Source organism: Methylobacterium gregans (assembly GCF_022179245.1).
Classification (GTDB): domain Bacteria; phylum Pseudomonadota; class Alphaproteobacteria; order Rhizobiales; family Beijerinckiaceae; genus Methylobacterium; species Methylobacterium gregans.
Map to the genome: position 1 here is coordinate 12,737 of NZ_BPQM01000081.1, position 19,355 is coordinate 32,091.

General features: G+C 63.0%; 10 protein-coding genes. 6 read left to right on the forward strand and 4 right to left on the reverse strand.

Going from position 1 to position 19,355, the window contains the following annotated elements:
* Positions 1-4: 4 nt before the first annotated feature.
* Entirely contained in the window at positions 5-5,815 is a 5,811-nt protein-coding gene (locus MFF54_RS16570) for a HAMP domain-containing protein (RefSeq protein WP_238303944.1), read from the reverse strand.
* Between the two features lie 704 nt (positions 5,816-6,519).
* Between MFF54_RS16570 and MFF54_RS16575 the strand changes: the two genes are divergently transcribed.
* Both MFF54_RS16575 and MFF54_RS16580 read left to right on the forward strand, forming a co-directional pair.
* Entirely contained in the window at positions 6,520-7,002 is a 483-nt protein-coding gene (locus MFF54_RS16575) for a peptidoglycan-binding domain-containing protein (RefSeq protein ID WP_238303945.1), read from the forward strand.
* Between the two features lie 905 nt (positions 7,003-7,907).
* Positions 7,908-9,788: a PAS domain S-box protein gene (locus MFF54_RS16580; RefSeq protein WP_238303946.1), complete on the forward strand. Its 1,881-nt coding sequence runs from the start codon at positions 7,908-7,910 to the stop codon at positions 9,786-9,788.
* Between the two features lie 60 nt (positions 9,789-9,848).
* Here the strand turns inward: MFF54_RS16580 and MFF54_RS16585 are convergent, their stop codons facing one another.
* Positions 9,849-10,637, reverse strand: coding sequence for a Crp/Fnr family transcriptional regulator (locus MFF54_RS16585; protein ID WP_238303947.1), 789 nt, complete (start codon positions 10,635-10,637; stop codon positions 9,849-9,851).
* A gap of 67 nt (positions 10,638-10,704) precedes the next feature.
* Positions 10,705-11,802, reverse strand: coding sequence for a two pore domain potassium channel family protein (locus tag MFF54_RS16590; RefSeq protein WP_238303948.1), 1,098 nt, complete (start codon positions 11,800-11,802; stop codon positions 10,705-10,707).
* 630 nt (positions 11,803-12,432) lie between these two features.
* Between MFF54_RS16590 and MFF54_RS16595 the strand changes: the two genes are divergently transcribed.
* Complete coding sequence (locus MFF54_RS16595; protein ID WP_238303949.1) at positions 12,433-13,608, forward strand: zinc-dependent alcohol dehydrogenase; 1,176 nt, start codon at positions 12,433-12,435, stop codon at positions 13,606-13,608.
* A 20-nt stretch (positions 13,609-13,628) separates the two neighbouring features.
* Positions 13,629-14,228 carry a hypothetical protein gene (locus MFF54_RS16600; protein ID WP_238303950.1) on the forward strand — a complete coding sequence of 200 codons (600 nt, stop codon included), beginning with the start codon at positions 13,629-13,631 and terminating at the stop codon, positions 14,226-14,228.
* Positions 14,229-14,417: 189 nt separating this feature from the next.
* Here the strand turns inward: MFF54_RS16600 and MFF54_RS16605 are convergent, their stop codons facing one another.
* Positions 14,418-15,377, reverse strand: a complete 960-nt coding sequence (locus MFF54_RS16605) for an AraC-like ligand-binding domain-containing protein (protein WP_238303951.1) — start codon at positions 15,375-15,377, stop codon at positions 14,418-14,420.
* A gap of 356 nt (positions 15,378-15,733) precedes the next feature.
* On the opposite strand from MFF54_RS16605, the gene MFF54_RS16610 reads away from it, so the two are divergent.
* Both MFF54_RS16610 and MFF54_RS16615 read left to right on the forward strand, forming a co-directional pair.
* Complete coding sequence (locus MFF54_RS16610; RefSeq protein ID WP_238303953.1) at positions 15,734-16,186, forward strand: Ros/MucR family transcriptional regulator; 453 nt, start codon at positions 15,734-15,736, stop codon at positions 16,184-16,186.
* A gap of 460 nt (positions 16,187-16,646) precedes the next feature.
* Positions 16,647-18,959 (forward strand): MHYT domain-containing protein, encoded by a 2,313-nt coding sequence (locus tag MFF54_RS16615; RefSeq protein WP_238303952.1) that lies wholly within the window; start codon positions 16,647-16,649, stop codon positions 18,957-18,959.
* The last annotated feature ends 396 nt before the right edge of the window (positions 18,960-19,355 follow it).

Genomic DNA, 19,355 nt, shown 5'->3' on the forward strand with positions numbered 1-19,355 from the left:
CCTATCACTGCGCCGTGCGCGCCGGTTCGTGCGCACCCTCCCTGACCGCCGCGCCATTGCGGGTCACGCGGTGCCGCTCGAGCTGGACCCGGAGCACGGCGAGCAGCTGGTCCATGTCGATCGGCTTCGAGACGTAATCGGAGGCGCCGGCCTCGAGGCATTTCTCGCGGTCGCCTTTCATCGCCTTCGCGGTGACGGCCACGAGCGGCAGGCTGCGGAAGGCGCCCCGGGCCCGGATCTCGCGGATCATCTCGTAGCCGTCCATTCCCGGCATCATGATATCGATCAACATCGCGTCGATGGTCGGGTTCGCCTCGAGAAGCGCGATGCCGTCGCGCGCGCTCTCGGCGAACAGCACCTCGAGCCCGTGCTGCTCCAGCGCGCTCGTCAGCGAGAAGATGTTGCGCAGGTCGTCGTCCACGAGGATGACCCGGCACCCTTGCAGGGAGGCCGCGTCTGTGCGCTCAACCAGGATCTGATCGTCGATGGGAACGCGGCTGATGGCCCGGTGCAGGAAAAGCGCCGTCTCGTCGAGGAGCCGCTCGGACGAGCGCGTGTCTTTCAGGATGATGGTGGATGCGGTTTGCCTGAGGTGCTGCTCCTCGGCGGCCGTCAGTTCGCGGCCCGTGTAGACGATGATCGGCAGCTCCTCCCCGTCCTGCGAGGCGCGGATCCGCTCGATCAGCTCGGAGCCGCCGAGATCGGGAAGGCCGAGATCGATGATCGCGCAGTCGAACCGCCCGCCCGTCAGGGCTTCCAGGGCGGCCGAGGCGGTGCCGACCGCGAAGATCTTCACGTCCTCCTCGCTCAGGAGCGCCGACATGCTGGCGCGCTGGTTCTCGTCGTCCTCGACGAGCAGGAGGTTTCGTACCGGCCGCGTGATGAACTCCTTCGAGCGTTCCAGGGCGCGCAACAGGCCCTCGCGCTCGACAGGCTTCTCAAGGAAGCCGAACGCGCCCGCGCGCAGTCCGCGCTTCTTCTCGTCATTGACCGAGATCACGTGGATGGGGATGTGCCGGGTGCGCGGATCGTTCTTCAGCAAGTCGAGGAGCGCCCAGCCGTCCATGTCGGGCAACCCGATATCGAGGGTGATGGCATGCGGCTTGAAGCGGTGGGCGAGGCTCAGCGCACCGGCCCCGTCCTGCGCGATCAGGCCCTTGAACCCGCGCTCGCGCGCGAGCTCCAGGAGGACCGAGGCGAACATCGCGTCGTCCTCGACGATGAGCACGATATGGTCACTCGCATGGATGGAATGTCGGTCGTCCGCGGAGGCCGAGAGCGCCATCGCGGCGTTGGGCTGGCGTCCGATCAACGCGGAGGTTCCGCTCCACTCCGGCGTCTCGGACGTCCGACCCATGCCCGTAGTCGCTGGCGGCACGAAGGGCAGGAACAGCGTGAAGGTGCTGCCCGCGCCGACGCGGCTCTCGACCACGATCTCGCCGCCCAATAGGCGCGCGATCTCTCGGCTGATCGCCAGGCCAAGGCCCGTGCCGCCGTACTTGCGGCTCGTAGTGCCGTCGGCCTGCTGGAACGCCTCGAAGATGATGCGCTGCTTGTCTTCGGCGATGCCGATCCCCGTATCTGTAACCGACAGGGCCATCCACTGGCTTCCCGCGCGCAGCGGCGAGCCCTCGGCCGAGCCGATCTTGAGGGAGACGCCGCCCGTCTCGGTGAACTTGAAGGCGTTCGAGAGCAAGTTGCGCAGGACCTGCTGCAGACGCTTCGAATCGGTTCGCACCGATCGCGGCAAACCCGGTTCAACCGCGATCTCGAAGGCGAGATGCCGCTCTTCGGCGAGCTGCCGGAAGGTCCTGTTGAGGTTCTCCACGAGGTCCTGCAGCGCGACGTCGCCGATCTCAAGCGACACGGTGCCGGACTCGATCTTCGAGAGATCCAGGATGTCGTTGATCAGCGACAGGAGGTCGGTGCCGGCCGCGTTGATCGTCTTGGCGAATTCCCGCTGCTTGTCCGTGAGGTTGCCGTCGCGGTTCTCGGAAAGGAGTTTCGACAGGATTAGCAGGCTGTTGAGCGGTGTGCGTAGCTCGTGGCTCATATTGGCCAGGAACTGGGACTTGTAGCGCGAGGTCAGGCTCAGCTGCTCGGCCTTCTCCTCAAGCGCCGTTTTGGCGACGGAGACCTCGCGGTTCTTGCCCTCGACCTCCCGCTTCTGAATCTCGAGCAGGCGCGCCTTCTCCTCGAGCTCCTCGTTGGTCTGCTGCAGGCGCTCGCGCTGGTTCTTGAGCAGATCCTCGGATTGCTGGAGCGAGGCGGCCTGAAGCTCAAGCCGGTCGTTGGTCTTCTTCAGTTCCTCCTGGCGGCTCTGCAACTCGCCCGTGAGCAGCTGGGACTGCTTGAGAAGCCCCTCGGTGCGCATGTTCGCCGCGATCGTGTTGAGCACGATGCCGATCGACTCGGTGAGCTGGTCGAGGAAGGACTGGTGTGTCTCGCTAAATCGGTTGAATGAGGCGAGCTCGATCACCGCTCGCACCTCCTGCTCGAACAGCACCGGCAGCACGATGATGTTGAGCGGGGCTGCCTCGCCGAGAGCCGATCCGATTGTGATGTAGTCACCCGGTACGCTGGTGAGCAGGATGCGCTTCTTCTCGTAGGCGCATTGCCCGACGAGGCCCTGGCGCATACGGTAGCGGTTCGAGAGGTTTTTTCGCTCGGTGAACGCGTAGCTCGCAACGAGGTCGAGCACCGGCTCGCCCGCATCGTCCTCGACCATGTAGAATACGCCGCGCTGCGCGCTCACCAGCGGCGCGATCTCGGACAGGATCATGTTCGAGACGGTGGCGAGGTCGCGCTCGCCCTGCAGCATGCGGGTGAACTTGGCGAGGTTGGTCTTCAGCCAGTCCTGCTCGGCGTTCTTCAGCGTCGTGTCCCGCAGGTTGCGGATCATCTCGTTGATGGTGTCCTTCAGCGCCGCGACTTCGCCCGAGGCCTCGACCGCGATCGAACGCGCGAGGTCGCCTTTGGTCACGGCGGTCGCAACCTCTGCGATGGCGCGCACCTGGGTGGTCAAATTCGCCGCGAGCTGATTCACGTTGTCTGTGAGGTCGCGCCAGAGGCCGGCGGCCCCCGGCACCCGCGCCTGGCCGCCGAGCTTGCCCTCGACGCCCACCTCACGGGCGACGTTCGTCACCTGGTCGGCGAAGGTCGCGAGCGTCTCGATCATCTCGTTGACGGTGTTGGCGAGCGCGGCGATCTCGCCCTTCGCATCGACCGAGAGCTTGCGCTTCAGGTCGCCCTGCGCCACCGCCGTCACCACGCTGGCGATGCCGCGCACCTGACCGGTGAGGTTGGCCGCCATCATGTTCACGTTGTCGGTAAGATCCTTCCACGTCCCGCCGACGCCTTTCACCTGGGCTTGGCCCCCGAGCTTTCCTTCTGTGCCGACCTCGCGGGCGACGCGGGTCACCTCGGAGGCGAAGGAGTTCAGCTGGTCCACCATCGTGTTGATGGTCGATTTCAGCTCCAGGATCTCGCCGCGCACGTCGACGGTGATCTTCTTGGACAGGTCGCCGTTGGCCACCGCCGTGGTGACCTCGGCGATGTTGCGCACCTGACCGGTGAGGTTGGCTGCCATCATGTTCACGTTGTCGGTGAGGTCCTTCCAGGTTCCGCCGACCCCGCGCACCTGGGCCTGGCCGCCGAGCTTGCCCTCGATGCCGACCTCGCGGGCGACGCGCGTCACCTCCGACGCGAAGGAGTTCAGCTGATCCACCATCGTGTTGATGGTGGATTTCAGCTCCAGTATCTCGCCCTCGACAGCGACGGTGATCTTCTTGGACAGGTCGCCGTTGGCCACCGCGGTGGTGACCTCCGCGATATTGCGCACCTGACCCGTGAGGTTGGCCGCCATCATGTTCACGTTGTCGGTGAGGCCCTTCCAAACGCCGCCGACGCCTTTCACCTCGGCCTGACCGCCGAGTTTGCCTTCCGTGCCCACCTCGCGGGCGACGCGCGTCACTTCCGACGCGAAGCTGTTAAGCTGGTCCACCATGGTGTTGATCGTGGACTTCAGCTCCAAGATCTCGCCGCGCACGTCGACGGTGATCTTCTTGGACAGGTCGCCGTTGGCCACCGCGGTCGTCACGTCCGCGATGTTGCGAACCTGACCCGTGAGGTTCTCCGCCATGAGATTCACGTTGTTGGTCAGGTCCGCCCAGGTCCCTGCCACGCCTTCGACGCGGGCCTGACCGCCGAGCTTACCTTCCGAACCAACTTCTTTAGCGACGCGGGTCACCTCGGACGCGAAGGAGTTGAGCTGGTCCACCATCGTGTTGATGGTGTTCTTCAGCTCCAAAATCTCGCCCTTGACGTCGACGGTGATCTTCTTGGACAGGTCGCCGTTGGCGACGGCCGTGGTCACCTCGGCGATGTTGCGCACCTGACCCGTGAGGTTGGCCGCCATCAGGTTCACGTTGTCGGTGAGGTCCGCCCAGGTCCCTGCCACGCCCTTGACCTGGGCTTGGCCGCCGAGCTTGCCTTCCGACCCCACCTCTCGGGCAACGCGGGTCACCTCGGACGCGAAGGAGTTGAGCTGGTCCACCATCGTGTTGATGGTGTTCTTAAGCTCGAGAATCTCGCCCTTCACGTCGACGGTGATCTTCTTGGACAAGTCGCCGTTAGCCACTGCGGTCGTCACGTCCGCGATATTGCGAACCTGACCCGTGAGATTCTCGGCCATCATGTTCACGTTGTCGGTCAGGTCCTTCCAGGTCCCGCCGACGCCCTCGACCTGGGCTTGGCCGCCCAGCTTGCCTTCCGTACCCACCTCACGGGCGACGCGGGTCACCTCGGACGCGAAGGAATTCAGCTGATCCACCATTGTGTTGATGGTGAGCTTGAGGGCTAGGATCTCGCCCTTCACGTCAACGGTGATTTTCTTGGAGAGGTCGCCGCGCGCGACCGCTGTGGTGACCTCCGCGATGTTGCGAACCTGACCCGTGAGGTTTTCGGCCATCATGTTCACGTTGTCGGTCAAGTCCTTCCAGACGCCGCCGACGCCCTTCACCTGGGCTTGACCCCCGAGCTTGCCTTCCGTGCCGACTTCCTTGGCGACGCGGGTCACCTCGGACGCGAAGGAGTTGAGCTGATCCACCATGGTGTTGAAGGTGGATTTCAGGTCCAGGATCTCGCCCTTCACGTCGACGGTGATCTTCTTGGACAGGTCGCCGTTGGCGACGGCCGTGGTCACCTCGGCGATGTTGCGCACCTGACCGGTGAGGTTGGCTGCCATCAGGTTCACGTTGTCGGTGAGGTCCTTCCAGGTCCCGCCCACGCCCTTGACCTGCGCCTGACCGCCAAGCTTGCCTTCCGATCCGACCTCGCGGGCGACACGCGTCACCTCGGAGGCGAAGGAGTTGAGCTGGTCGACCATCGTGTTCACGACCTTGCCGATCCGCAGGAACTCGCCCCGGAGCGGACGGCCCTCGATCTCGAGTTGCATGGTCTGGCCGAGATCGCCCTTGGCAACGGCACCGATAACCCGAGCAACCTCGGTGGTCGGCTGAACGAGGTCTCCGATCATCGAGTTGACCGAGTCCACACACTCAACCCAACCGCCCGTCGCAGCGGGAAGCTTGCCGCGCTCGCCGATCCGGCCGTCCTTGCCGACGGCGCGCGCCACGCGGTCAAGCTCCTTGGCAAGCCCATGGTTCAGTTCGACGATATCGTTGAATGCCTCCGCAATCTCACCATCGATTCCGGTCAGGTCGAGAGGCAAACGGGCCGAGAAGTCCCCTCTCCGGAATGCTCGAAGACTCTTGAGCAGAAGCTTCGGTTCGAGCTGCGAGGACACTGGCGTCATGTGGGCACACCTGCGGACGGGAAGGTCCGCCCGTCGGCGGGCAACTCAGCTACCGGCACAGTGTCATGAGATGACGCGGCGCGTGGCTGATCGTTGGCCCTCCGACAGGCGGCAACCGACGCTCGTAGGGGTACGTCTCGCGACACGCAAGCTCAACCGAGGGTAGTAGAACAGCCGCAGCTCGACGCATCGACCCTGTGCTGCCGCACCGTGCCCGCTTTCCCCGATCCTCGCAGGATCACGCCCGCCCGTCGTGGTGATGGCTTCTAGGCTGAACGCAGCTCGCACAGCACGGGAATGTGCGCTGCGCACCGGCTCAAGGAATCGTCCCTGGGAGTACGATCTCACCGTGCGAGTGTGGTCTGGAAAGAAAAAGTAGACCAAAATAGGCTAATCACGTCGCATGGGCGTCTAAGAGTTAGATTTCAAAACGAATGCTCGATGCGCGCTTGTGAATAATCGCGCTGCGATTTACCTAGCATAAGGTAGGTAATTTATTTATTCAACGACTATTGTATTTACTTGGTCCGAGCCCAAGATGTCGGATGATTGTTCGGTAGCTTGCCTGCCCACGCACCGGAGGTGTCCTACGGGATAGTCCGTGTGAAGTGTGTACCGGCCGATCCGGTTCGCTCCTAAGTCCATGGTAGGAGGTCTTCATGAAATCTTAGCAAATCTTCCTCCCGAGCACGGTCGTCGCCGCGTTGACCGGCGGGTACGCTCAAGCCCAGCAACCGGCGGTCAGTCACCAGCGCACGACCCAGGATCAGTCGGAAGGACAGGGCACGCAGATTTTCCTGAGTTCGGCGGGGGTGCGTCGGATTCAACCGGCGCTGACTCAGAAGGGCTACAGCACGGGCAACGTTGACGGGCGTTGGAACCCGCAGACCGCGGCCGCGGCGCGCAGCTTCCAGCAGGCGCAGAACATGGAGCCCACCGGCACGCTGACCACGAAACTGTTGGCTTCGATCGGCATGCCGCGCTGGCAGCTGGGCGAGTTCATGGCCGGCATGACGACGAGTGCGAGCGTGCCAGGCGATCCGAATCCCCAGACGACCGGCACCGTCTCGCCCTCACGGGGTTCGGGCGCGCCCGCACAGGCCGCCGGGGACGGCGCTTCCGCGAGACCCCAATCATTCACCGACGAGCGGATTGGCGCAGGGCAGGGCGGTGCAGGCACGCGTTAGCCCAGATCAGGCGGCAAGTTCGCTTCGGAAGATGTTGGCAAACTCGCCGGCGTCTGTGCCGTGCAAGAGACTACGCGGCCTGAGAGGCCTTGCCGCCTATAGGTTAGTCTCGGACGCCCCTGCGACTCCTCGCGGCGGAGGCCACTACAGATGGCGAAATCTGCCTTGTTAGTTTCGGCGAAAGCGGTGAAGGAAATCATAAAAATTCAGCCATGTCGAACAATCCTCGGACTAGCGGGAAGCACTGGACTGCGAGACTCGCATCGCGGTCTATCGGGGTGTGACAGCGTTATCTTGCAATAAAAAAAGTTTTAGATTGTCATATAAATTTCGATTGTACGCAAAACGATAGCAACATGTGGTTTTAAATTATTTTTTTGAGTGATTGCCCTTCCCTATGTGTGTATCTATTAGTGTACGCTTCCCAGCTGCAGCTTGACAAAAATTTGACTATCTACCGCAAATTGTCCGCAAATTCATTGTGCGATAGTGGATAACAATTGTAAAGGCGTTCTGGCCGGATCGGATCTATAGCGGACGTTGGTGATCATCATCGGCACAGGTCTTCTACATCGTGCTTTGCTACGAGTAAACGGATGGCCGGCCCGAACGACGGCCGCGACCAGACACGTGGGAACATATCCGCGACAACCGACAAAGGCTTGGTCGGAGCATGTCTGTAGGGCCAGCATGCGGAATCCAAGCAAAGTGCTATGGCGTTCGCCTTCGTCGCTTGGTCGTGGCGGTCAATTTTGAGCGTACCACTTTTGGTGATTATTAAATCTGATCGGGAAGCTCTGATTTCATTTGTTGTTATGCCCTCTGGCGTAGGTATTTTTTCAACGCATTACTGTGCAGTATAATCAAATCCTATTAGCCAATAAATCGGCAGGGTTGAACCGCAAATGATCGAGCAGAGAAATTTCCTGGCGGGCGGCGGTCGAATGGCCACCAAAATTATGGAGCATGACTGGAAATCATCGGTGCTTGGCCTCGTAGAGGCGTGGCCCCATGCTTTGCGATACACCTTGAGCGGTATGCTCAACTCCGCCTTCCCGACCTATCTCGCCTGGGGACCCGAACTCATCAGCTTCTACAACGACGCGTATCGCCCCATCCTCGGCACCAAGCCTGAAGCGCTCGGGCGCCCATTCTCCGAAGTCTGGAGCGAGGCATGGGAACAGATCGGGCCGATAACCGACCGCGCATTGGATGGGGAGGCCAGTTACCTAGAGGATTACTCCGTCACGGTGGATCGCCATGGAGCAAGGGAAAAGACCCTCTGGACTTTTGCCTACTCGCCGGTCCGAGACGAAAGCGGCAGCGTGCGCGGCGTGCTCTGTCACGTTCACGAGACGACTGGGCGGGTTCGCACGGAGGAGCGGCTCCGATCCGCTTTGCGGGAGATCGAGGAGCAACAGGCGCGCTTCGGCGCCCTGATCGGGCATCTCCCTTTCGCAGCCGGCCTTTTCGGGTCCGACGGACGAGCATTGCTCGCCAATCCGCTTTGCCGACGGTTCGTGCCGTGCGGCAAGGCTCTCTCTGCCGATCCGGATGTGCGGCCGCAATGGACCGGCTTCGATGCAGAGGGCCGTATTATGAACCGGGACGACTACCTACTCGCGCAGGCGATACCGGGCGAGGTCGTGAGGGACATGAGTTTTCTGCACCGATCGAGGGACGGCGACGAGCGCTGGATGCGGGTCAGCGGCATTCCGGTACGGCAAGGTAATAGCGATATTCAGCAGGCCAACATGGTGCTGCGGGACGTCGATCGCGAGACCCGCGCCGAGGCGGCCCTGCGCGAGAGCGAGGAGCGCTTCCGGCGCTTTGCCGAGCATTCGGCCAACGTGCTCTGGCTGGCCGATCTGCAGAGCCAGCAACTCGATTATCTCAGCCCGGCTTTCACGCAGGTCTGGGGTATGGCCGCAGAGGACATGCCCGACATCGCGCATTGGCTCGCCAGCGTTCACCCGGAGGACCGCGACAGCGCGGCGCAAGCGCTGGAGCGGGTCGGCCGTGGGGAGACCCTGGTTCTGAAGTACCGCATCCTGCGCAGGCCGGACGGCGCTGTGCGCCGCATCCGCGATACCTTCTTTCCGATCCCCGCGAAGGACGGGCGCATCCGCCTCGTGGGTGGCATCGCTCAGGACGTCACCATCGATACCGGACTGCACGCCTACGTAATCGCGGCCGAAGACGGCGCCCGGCGCGACCTCGTCGGTGTCCTGCAGGCAGCCGGGTACGAGGTGCAGGTCTTTGCGAACAGTCAGGCTTTTCTCAAGTTGGCTGGCTCGTTGATGCCAGGCTGCGTCGTGGTTGACCTCGCGCGCGGCGGATTGGTCGTCGCCAGTGCACTGAAGGCTGACCGATCGCACCTGCCCGTGGTGGCGGTCGGCGCGAGCGGGGGCGATGTCGGTTTCGGGGTCCGCGCCATGAAGGCGGGGGCGGTCGACTTTCTTGAGGCACCCTGGACACCTGAGGCGCTGCTATTCGCAGTGAACACGGCGCTGGCCGACATTCGCGACGCTGCCGATAGGACGCGTGAAGGTGACGAGTCCCGCGGTCGTGTTGCGTCCCTGTCCGAGCGCGAACGCGCAGTGCTGGAAGGACTACTCGCGGGCGGCACGAACAAGATCATTGCCCGTACGTTGGGCCTGAGTCCGCGCACGGTGGAGATCCACCGCGCCCGGGTCATGGAAGTACTGGGCGCCCACACCCTTCCTCAGGCCGTTCTCATCGCGACCGCGGCCGGCGTGCGTCCTGTCGATCAGGACGGCGAGTAGGACCCGCCCGGCGACCGAGTGTGGAGCGGCTTGTCACTCGTCTGGGGATACTTGCGAACGCTACAAGTACCCGGCTTCGAACTCTGCTAGCTGGCTCAGCCGCCGGGGCGCCAGGATTCGAAGGCGGTGTCCCCTAAGCGAGATCAGCCCGTCGCGCCGCAGGGCCTGCAGCACACGGTTGACGTGGACGCTCGACAGGCCAAGCGTTTCGGCCGGATCCATCTGTGTCAACGGTAGGTCGAACTGACCGTCCGACACGGCGCCGATCGATCCCAGGCGCTCGAGTAGCTCGCACAGGAGATGTGCCGTGCGCTCGAGACCCGAGCGCATACCGATGTTGGCCACCCACTCGCGGGCCGTCGCCTCTTCGGCCAGCCGCGCGCGCTGCACCGCAAGCGCGATACGGGGATGGCGTCCGAGCAGGTCAAGGTAGGCCGCGCGCGGGACCTTGGCGATGCGACAAGGGCTGAGGGTCTCGATTGCGTGGTCGAGCGGGTATCCGTGGAGTGCGCCGCGATCACACAGATCGCCCGGGAGGAGATAAGCCAGGATCTGGCGCCGGCCGGATGCGCGGCGTTTGGACCGGCCGGCGAACCCTGCGAGCACAATGAGCGCGTGGTCGACCACGCATTCCTGCTCCGCGAGAACGGTGTGCCGCTCAATCGGCCTCGCATAGCCGGTCAGACCGACGAGCGCCGCTCGATCCTGCTCCGTCAGCGGTGCGAAGCCGTCGAGCTTGCACAACAGGGTACGGACAAGCCCGCCTCCTTCCGGAGCCGGGCACTCCGGTCCGCGGGCACTGTCAGTAACGACGAGCTCCTTCAAGGCGGTCGGGGCGAATGTCTCCATCGGGCTTGCTCCAGAACGGGTGCACTATTCATCCGTCTCTGCGGGGCGCGTACATCCGTCTCGTCCCTTAGGGGTTCTCCGGTCGGTGCGCTTCGATGTCCTCGGTTCGGTAGGCCATCGCCGGGGCAAGTCGAGCGATGTGGGGCCACCATTGAGCGCGAAAGTCGAGGTAAGCCTGAGCCGCCATCTCCTCCTTCGCAACCGGTATGCCTGCCTCGGCAAGACGTGCCACCGTCCCCTCCCAATGAGTGCGCAATCTCTTACACTCGTGAGGATCCATGGTCCTGGCGATCACCGGATCGCCCGGCAGGAAAGCCGCTTCGAGCGTGACGACCAGCATCTGGGCCCCCCGCCAGAGCGCCTCGACCGCTGCGGCGTCCTTCAACCACGCCGTATCCTCGCCTGCGAGCGTGCTACGGATCAGCGATACTGTATCGAGGGCAAGCTGGGCCTGCGCCGAGACTGAGTAGTAAGGTTGCCGGAAACGGAAATAGAACAGGACTGGGTAGAAGTGGTGCGTTTCCTTCATCGCGGCCATCTCGTTGCTGAGTGTGACGAGATGACTGTAGCCGGCGCTGAACTGTGCCCGCGGTCCGAGGCGCGCCAGCAACTCGCCCGCGTCGGAGGTCTCACCCGAGAGGATGTGAAACTGCAGACCGAGCGCGTTGCGCTGCCTCAAGGCGCCGTAGACCTGCATGATGTAGGCCAGGACCAGAGAGGTCACCGACATCCCGATCAGAGAGTTCACCAAGTAGACAATGCGGTAGGCATCGCTCGTTGGCCTGAAGTCGCTAGCCCCAACAATAGCCATGCTACTGCCCCCAGCGTAGAGGGCGGTCAGCAAGTCTGTGGGTGTCGCGCCGTTGCCTGCCTGCACCCCTGTCCCGAGCCCCGGATGTATGACGAGCCCAGCGCCGAGAGTCAGGCCGAAGGCCCAGAGCAGCACGTAGAGGAGGAGGATCGCCGGCCCGCAGAAGGACAGCACCGTCCCGCGTCGCGCACCGGCCGCCTCTGCAGCGCGGCGAAAGGCGATCCAGGCGACCCGTGCGGCGCGCTCGGCGATCAGCCCGGTGCCGATGCGAGCGTAGAGAACGGTCAGGAACACGTCGAGGAGGACGCCCCCCATCACGAGGGCGCCCAAGGCGCTTTCGAGGACGGGCACCATGATCAGCCTGTCGCTAAAGCTTGCGCGCCGCGAGGCGCAACTCTCGCGGCGAACCGGCCGCGGCCATTAGCGTTCCCGCGGTATTTGCCCTAGGACAGACCCTATGAGGCCGGGGAGGCGTCAGATCGTCGAAGTTCCGCCCCGCCAGCGACCTGACTAGCACCGCGGGCTCGATGTTCAGCCGATAGAGCAGATCGACGGCGCTCCAGAAGGCTCTCCTCATCTCAGGGCACCGCGTTGGTCGAGCACCTTCTCGACAGACGCAAGGGCGTCGCGCGCGAGCGCGTCTTGGTCCACCTCCGAGAGGATATCGGTCATAGCCTCCTTTGGATCGACGGTCGGCCGGCACGCGCCTCGTGCGTCAGAGCGTCGGAGCGATGGCCAGAGACGATCCGGATGAATCCGTAGGTCCGACGCGATGCCGCTCTGTGGTAAGTGCGCCCTTCACGGCCAGAGATGGCCGCGCTCAAGCCGGAGGTTCCCTAAGGGTTCATCCGTGGGAACGAGGCCGGCACGGCCCGGTTCGCCTCGTTGCGATCCCGACCACCATCCCCGCGAGCGTTCAAGCCTGGAAGCACCGTACCGCTTCGGAACTGGCTCTCGCACCTCAGACGATGGGAGAAGAAGGCTATGCGAGCCCTGGTTTGGCATGGGAAGGAAGATATCCGCTGCGACACCGTCTCCGATCCGGAGATCGAAGACGGGCGTGACGTCATCGTCAAAGTCACGAGCTGCGCGATCTGCGGCTCTGATCTCCACCTGTTTCACAACTTTATTCCCGCCATGCTTCCCGGAGACGTGCTAGGTCACGAGACCATGGGTGAGGTCGTCGAGACCGGACGCGGGCTCAACGGCAACCTGAAAAAGGGCGACCGGGTCGTGGTGCCTTTCACCATTGTCTGCGGCGAATGCGACCAGTGCAAGCGCGGCTACTTCTCTGTCTGTCAGAGAAGCAACCGCAAGAAGCACCTTGCCGATAAAGTCTTCGGCCACACCACCGCAGGACTTTTCGGCTATTCGCACCTCACCGGGGGCTATCCCGGCGGCCAGGCCGAGTACCTGCGCGTGCCCTTCGCCGACGCGACAGTCCAGAAGGTGCCGGAGGGCATTCCCGACGAGAAACTGCTCTTCCTATCGGACATCTTCCCAACGGGTTGGCAGGCGGCCGTGCAGGCCGACATCCAGCCGACCGACACCGTGGCCATCTGGGGGTGCGGCCCGGTCGGCCAGATGACGATCCGCTCGGCCGTCCTCCTGGGGGCCCAGCAGGTCGTCGCTATCGACCACCTGCCCGAGCGCTTGGAGATGGCCGAAGCGGGCGGCGCCCTTACCATCAATTTCGACGAGGAGAACGTCGTCGAGCGGCTGAACGAGCTGACCGGCGGCGAGGGGCCGGAAAAGTGCATCGATTGCATCGGTATGGAAAGCCACGTCACGCCCGCCATGCCGGATACGGTCTACGACCGGGCCAAGCAGATCCTCCTTGCCGAGAGCGACAGGCCGCATGTGCTGCGTGAGATGATCTACGTGTGCCGGCCCGGTGGCCTGATCTCGATCCCGGGCGTCTACGGCGGCTTGGCCGACAAGATCCCGATGGGCGCGGCGATGAACAAGGGGCTGACGTTCCGCATGGGGCAGACGCACGTCCAGCGCTGGACCGCAGACCTCCTGCGCCGGATCGAGGAGGAGCAGATCGACCCCTCTTTCGTCATCACGCACGAGGTCCCGCTCGACAAAGGACCTGAGATGTACCGCACGTTCCGCGACAAGCAGGACAGCTGCATCAAGGTCGTTCTCAAACCCTGACACTTCGAGAGAGAGAGACCATGACGAACATCGCAAGCCTCGCAAACCTCTCGAACATCACGCGCTCCGAGGGCGATCCGAAAGTCCTCCGGTCCGGCCCGAGTTCCCGCGGCGTACCGGACAGCCTCGCCAAAGGACTCGGCTGGTTCAGCCTCGCTCTCGGTCTCACCGAGCTTTTCGCGCCCCATCGCATCACGCGGGCGCTCGGGATGGAGGGCAAGGAGGCCTTGGTGCGCGTCTACGGAGCGCGCGAGATCGGCAGCGGCATCCTCTCGCTCTCCGTCGACAAGAATCTCGGGCTCTGGAGCCGGGTCGCCGGCGACGGCCTCGACATCGCGACCGTGATGACGGCGCTTCGGCCGGACAACCCGAAGCGGGACAATGTCGTAGTCGCTTTGGCGCTCCTGCTCGGCATCACGGCGGTTGACCTGATTGATGCTCAAGCCAGCACGGCGCGGCACAGCCGCGGGGTGGGTCGGAAACGATCCTACCGGGATCGCAGCGGATTTCCGCGCGGCGTCCAGGCGTCCCGCGGCGCTGCCCGGGATTTCAAGACACCGCCCGACCTGCGGCATGCTCCGCCGCTAGCCGCAGTCTCGCAGCGTACATCGGTCGCTTGAGTCAGGCCTGGCTTGGCCGAGGGTCTTCGCTCACGGAGCAGCCCTCAGCCTCGCGAGCGCGAGGATTCATGCCTGACAGCGTACCCTTGAGGAGGCACCTGTTCGGCGGCGCTCCCTGTCGTCAGCGCATGGTCCCGCTCACGAGAGTGGAATCCGCGCGACGTCCATCGGTGAGTTCATGGCTGAGACTCAGCCATCTTGCCTTACGCGGCGACGATGCTCGCTGGGCAACACGCTGTAGGCAGCTTTGAACCGCCGGCCGAAATGCGTCATGTCGGCAAATCCCCAACCATAGGCGATCTCGCTCACGCTCCGCCCCGTTTGCGATGGATCTTCAAGCGCCTGACGGCAGCGAGCGAGACGCTTCGCCTGGATGAGCTGCACGATCGATGTGCTGTCTTCGGCGAGCACCTCATTGGCGTATCGCACGCTGACTCCGGCTGCACGTGCGACCGTGCTAGCGTCGAGATTTCGGTCAGCCAAGCGCGCTTCTACAGCAGCCCGTACCCGGACCCTGACAAGTGAGCGGGCTGACGTGGTGCGCGCTTTCTCCTTTCCCATAGTCATGCCGACCGAGAGGGTGATCAGATCGAGCAGGTGCGTCTCAAGAAGCACCCCGGCGGTCGAGCCAAGGTCTTGCGTATGAGATGGCAACATCGCGAGGGTCTGCGATAGCAAACTGTTCTCGGCAGTGGACGGCTCGATAGCACGAGCTGTCAATTCCCGTGTCTGTCCTAAGCGAGCTTCCAACGGCTGCCGCGGGACCTTCAGAACGAGCACCTGGGAATTTTCCGAGAACCGTCCTTGATACGGCAATCGGGGGTCGAGCAACGTGATATGACCGGGCTCCAGCACCACTTGGCGGCTGTCCTGATCGAGAGCGAGGCGCCCACCGAATTGTCGGCAAACGAACAGTTCATCGGTGTTCGTGAGATCGATATGACAGCGTGCGTGGGTGACCGACATGTCCGAGTTCTGGAATAGGACAAGCCCGATGGAGCCGACCGAGCCCGCCCGGAGCTCAGCCTGAAACGTGTTCCGGCACTTCGGCGTGGAGGTGTGGTCGGCGACATCCTTCCGAGCAACTTCGTGCCAGAAATCAAATCGATCGCGCGGGTGTAACTGCCCTGTCGAGGAAACGGTTTTCACATCGCCTCCGCTCGCTCGATGAGCCGATGATAAGCGCTGCCTCAGCCGATCCGAGTCCTCGCCATCATGGTTCATATGGGCATCAGGTAGCCTGAAGGCACCTGGCTCCGCCAGATCAGAGCTTGAGAATCACATGGCGCGATGCCTGCCAGACACACCGCGATTGGCTCCTCGGAAACGGACGACCCTAGCCGCGCCAACCTAAGTCGCGCTGGAATTGCTTGATCGCACTCATCTGGCGAATCGGCCGCTCAGGAGCCGACGCCTGCGAACCAGCAAAGAACGAACCGAAGGGGTCCGTCATCTGCGGCGCAGCCAAGAAGCCCCGCTACCCAGTGCCCGAGGAAATTAGCCCCATGGTGACCCCAATCCGGAACGGCTCATCCAGCTTGGTTGAACTCGCCGGCATCGTCGTCTCGGCCTATGTCTCAAACAACCCGGTACCACTGTCTGAGCTTCCGAAGCTTATTGACCGGGTCCATGCGGCTCTGAACGAGATCATGAACGCGGATGCGGTGCAGAGGACCACCGAGCTCGAAGAAAAGGCGACGCCTGAAGAGATTCAAAACTCGATTACCCCGGATGCGCTGATCAGCTTCATCGACGGCAAGCCTTACAAGACGCTCAAGAGGCACCTGGCCGGACACGGCCTCGATCCATTCAGCTACCGTAAGCGCTACGGCCTACCTGCAGACTACCCTATGGTCGCACTGAACTATGCTATGCGACGCTCCGAAATTGCGAGAGGAATTACACTCGGCATCTACGGCGGGCGCAGCAATCAACCCAGGAGTGGCGCGCGCCACTGACTGACTGAGGCTCCCTGGCGCGCGAAGACCATCCCGCCGTCGATTTGCCGATCACAAGGGCACTCAATCCGCGCTGCTCATAGCGGATGCTCAAAAATCGTTTATCTTGCTGTTCCCTTCAACGATCAACGGCTATCGACGGCCGACATGGCAGAAATTTCCAACAATGATGTAGCATTTCTCGTCCGTGATATCGAAAATCCAAGTGTGTTAACTTATCCCGCAGGACGTCGATGGCGGGAATTTTCACGTCGTAGATTGTTCCGCCAAGGGCAAAATGTACCGCTGGACAAGGCTCCGCATCCTGATCTCCTTTCCTGCGTTCCCCAGTCCGGATAACATCCGCTCATGGTTGAGTTGATTCCATTGCATCGGAGGCATGGATGCGGCCGATACGCACAGGCATACCGAATACGTGATGCTCAGCCCGCGAGGGCGGGATTCGGATCGCGTTCCTAGAATGGTTCACGCTGGCACCCACGACACTGTCCTCGTCGCTCTCTCCGTCTCGATTGCGGCCGCGGCATCCTATACCGCGCTCGACCTCGCCACACGCATGCGTGCCGCCTCCGGCTGGTCCTGCTATGCGTGGCTCATCGCCGCCGCCATCGCGATGGGCGGTGGCGTCTGGTCGATGCACTTCGTCGCCATGCTGGCCTTCAGTCTGCCGGGCCTTGACGTCGGCTTCGACCTGCGCCTCACGCTCCTCTCGCTCGCTCTGCCCATCGCGGTCACGGGGCTCGGCTTCCTCGTGGGCAACCGGGCCGGCGCAGGACCGGTGGCTCTGTGTCTGAGCGGTCTTGTGATGGGCCTCGGCATCGCCGGCATGCACTACACCGGCATGGCCGCGATGCGCCTGCCGGCAGGCCTGCACCATGACCATCTCTGGGTCGCCGTCTCGATCCTCGTCGCTATCGGCGCAGCTGTCGCCGCACTCTGGCTCGCCTTCAAGCAGACGGACGTCAAGCAACGGCTCCTCGCTTCCGGCACCATGGGTCTGGCCGTCTCGGGCATGCACTACGCGGCGATGCAGGGAGCCGTGTTCAGTTCAAGCGCTCCGATCGACCATGCACTCGGCAGCGCCAGTGTCAGCCAGACGCATCTCGCGCTCTGGGTTACTGGGACGACCTTTCTGATCCTCGTGCTGGCTCTCTCGGCCGCCATGTTCGACCGGCACCTCCAGCAGGCGTCCAAGCGCGAGGCAGAGGCGCTGCGCACGAGCGAGGAGCGCTTCCGCCTCCTGTTTCAGAGCGTGAGCGACTATGCCATCTTCATGCTCGATCCCGATGGCCGGATCGCCAACTGGAACACGGGGGCCGAGCGCATCAAGGGCTACAGGGCCGACGAGATCGTGGGCAGCCACCTATCGTGCTTCTACCTGCAGGAGGACCTGCAAGCCGGCGAACCCGCAGCCGCGCTCGAGACGGCGGCGCGGGAAGGGCGCTTCGAGGCCGAAGGATGGCGGAGGCGAAAGGACGGCAGCCGCTTCTGGGCCAACGCGGTCATCCAGGCAATCCGCAGCGAGGCGGGACAGCTCGTCGGCTACGCCAAGGTCACGCGCGACATCACCGAGCGCAAGCAGGCGCAGGAGGCGCTGGATCAAGCGCGCGAGGCCCTCGCTCAGGCCCAGAAGATGGAGACCGTCGGGCAGCTCACAGGAGGCGTGGCGCACGATTTCAATAACTTGCTCATGGCCGTCCTTGGCAGCCTCGAACTGCTGAGGAAGCGGCTGCCGGACGATCCGAAGGCCACGCGCCTTCTCGACAACGCCGTTCAGGGCGCGCAGCGTGGCGCCGCCCTGACGCAACGCATGTTGGCCTTCGCGCGGCGGCAGGAACTCAAGCCCGAGGTTGTCGACCTACCCGATCTGGTCCGGGGCATGACCGACCTGCTCCAACGCTCGATCGGACCGAGCGTGCGCATCGAAACCTGCTTTCCGTTGGGCCTGCCGCGGGTACTGGTGGATGCACATCAGTGCGAGCTCGCGCTTCTCAATCTCACAGTGAATGCACGCGACGCCATGCCGGAGGGCGGCACGATCACGATCGCAGGTCGTGAAGCGAGCAGCGAAGATGTGGGGAGCCTGCCGGAAGGCCGCTACGTCTGCCTCTCCGTGACGGATACCGGCACCGGCATGGACGCCGAGACCCTGGCCCGCGCGCAAGAGCCGTTCTTCACCACCAAGGGCGTGGGCAAGGGCACGGGCCTCGGCCTGCCGATGGTTCAGGGCTTGGCCGCACAATCGCGCGGGCGTCTCTTGCTCAGGAGCGGCTTGGGCGAGGGCACGACGGCAGAGATGTGGCTACCGATGGCCGAAGCGTCGTCACATTGCGAAGAGGCTTTAAGCCTCCCCGTGCAGCCGCAGGCGTCGGCACGATCGTTGACGGTGCTGGTGGTGGACGACGATCCTCTGGTGTTGGAGAGCACGGTAGCGATGCTGGAGGATCTGGGTCATCGCGCGATCGGAGTCCGTTCGGGGCAGGAGGCTTTGGACCTCCTGCGGCGGACGCGCGGATTGGATCTCGTCATCACCGACCAAGCCATGCCGGGCATGACCGGTACACAATTGGCAGCTCAGATCGCGGTCGAGCGTTCCGCGATGCCGATCATATTGGCATCGGGCCACGCGGAAGCGCCGATCGAACCGCATCAGCCTCTGCTACGCCTCAGCAAGCCCTTTGATCAAAACGCTCTAGGCCTCGCGACTACTCAGGCTACTTGTCTTGACCTGGCCAGTGTTTCTGAAGGGGCGCCACCCAGCAAGCTCACTTGATACAGGGTCTTTTATCACGCCGATGGAGCACTCACGCTACGCCATGGTCAAAACACACAAATTAAGTAGATTATCACCTCTGTAACACAAATAATTTCCATCAGATACGGATGATTCTGTTTCTGAATCGACAATATCGCGAGGACTTCTGCATAAAATCACTCGAATACTCAATAGGTAGTTTGAATATTTTCAGATATCTACAAATAAGATCAAGACAATCGAACAAGATCGATAAATCAGCTGGCTCTGGTCGCGCATCGCATGCGCAGAAAGTCGCGAGCGGGTGCTCGCCTTTGCTCGAGCGGAGGAGGCACGATTGAGGATCCCTCGATCCTGATTGCTCTGTCTTTGGTTCTCTCGTCGAAACAGGCAAGCTTAGAGCGTCTAACAAAA

What these genes read in the sequence shown, in the direction of transcription:
- MFF54_RS16600 (WP_238303950.1), top strand. Translation starts at nt 13,629, where the DNA reads ATGACGAACATCGCAAGCCTCGCAAACCTCTCGAACATCACGCGCTCC.
- MFF54_RS16615 (WP_238303952.1), top strand. Translation starts at nt 16,647, where the DNA reads ATGGTTCACGCTGGCACCCACGACACTGTCCTCGTCGCTCTCTCCGTC.
- MFF54_RS16580 (WP_238303946.1), top strand. Translation starts at nt 7,908, where the DNA reads ATGATCGAGCAGAGAAATTTCCTGGCGGGCGGCGGTCGAATGGCCACC.
- MFF54_RS16610 (WP_238303953.1), top strand. Translation starts at nt 15,734, where the DNA reads ATGGTGACCCCAATCCGGAACGGCTCATCCAGCTTGGTTGAACTCGCC.
- MFF54_RS16595 (WP_238303949.1), top strand. Translation starts at nt 12,433, where the DNA reads ATGCGAGCCCTGGTTTGGCATGGGAAGGAAGATATCCGCTGCGACACC.
- MFF54_RS16590 (WP_238303948.1), bottom strand. Translation starts at nt 11,802, where the DNA reads ATGGTGCCCGTCCTCGAAAGCGCCTTGGGCGCCCTCGTGATGGGGGGC.
- MFF54_RS16585 (WP_238303947.1), bottom strand. Translation starts at nt 10,637, where the DNA reads ATGGAGACATTCGCCCCGACCGCCTTGAAGGAGCTCGTCGTTACTGAC.
- MFF54_RS16570 (WP_238303944.1), bottom strand. Translation starts at nt 5,815, where the DNA reads ATGACGCCAGTGTCCTCGCAGCTCGAACCGAAGCTTCTGCTCAAGAGT.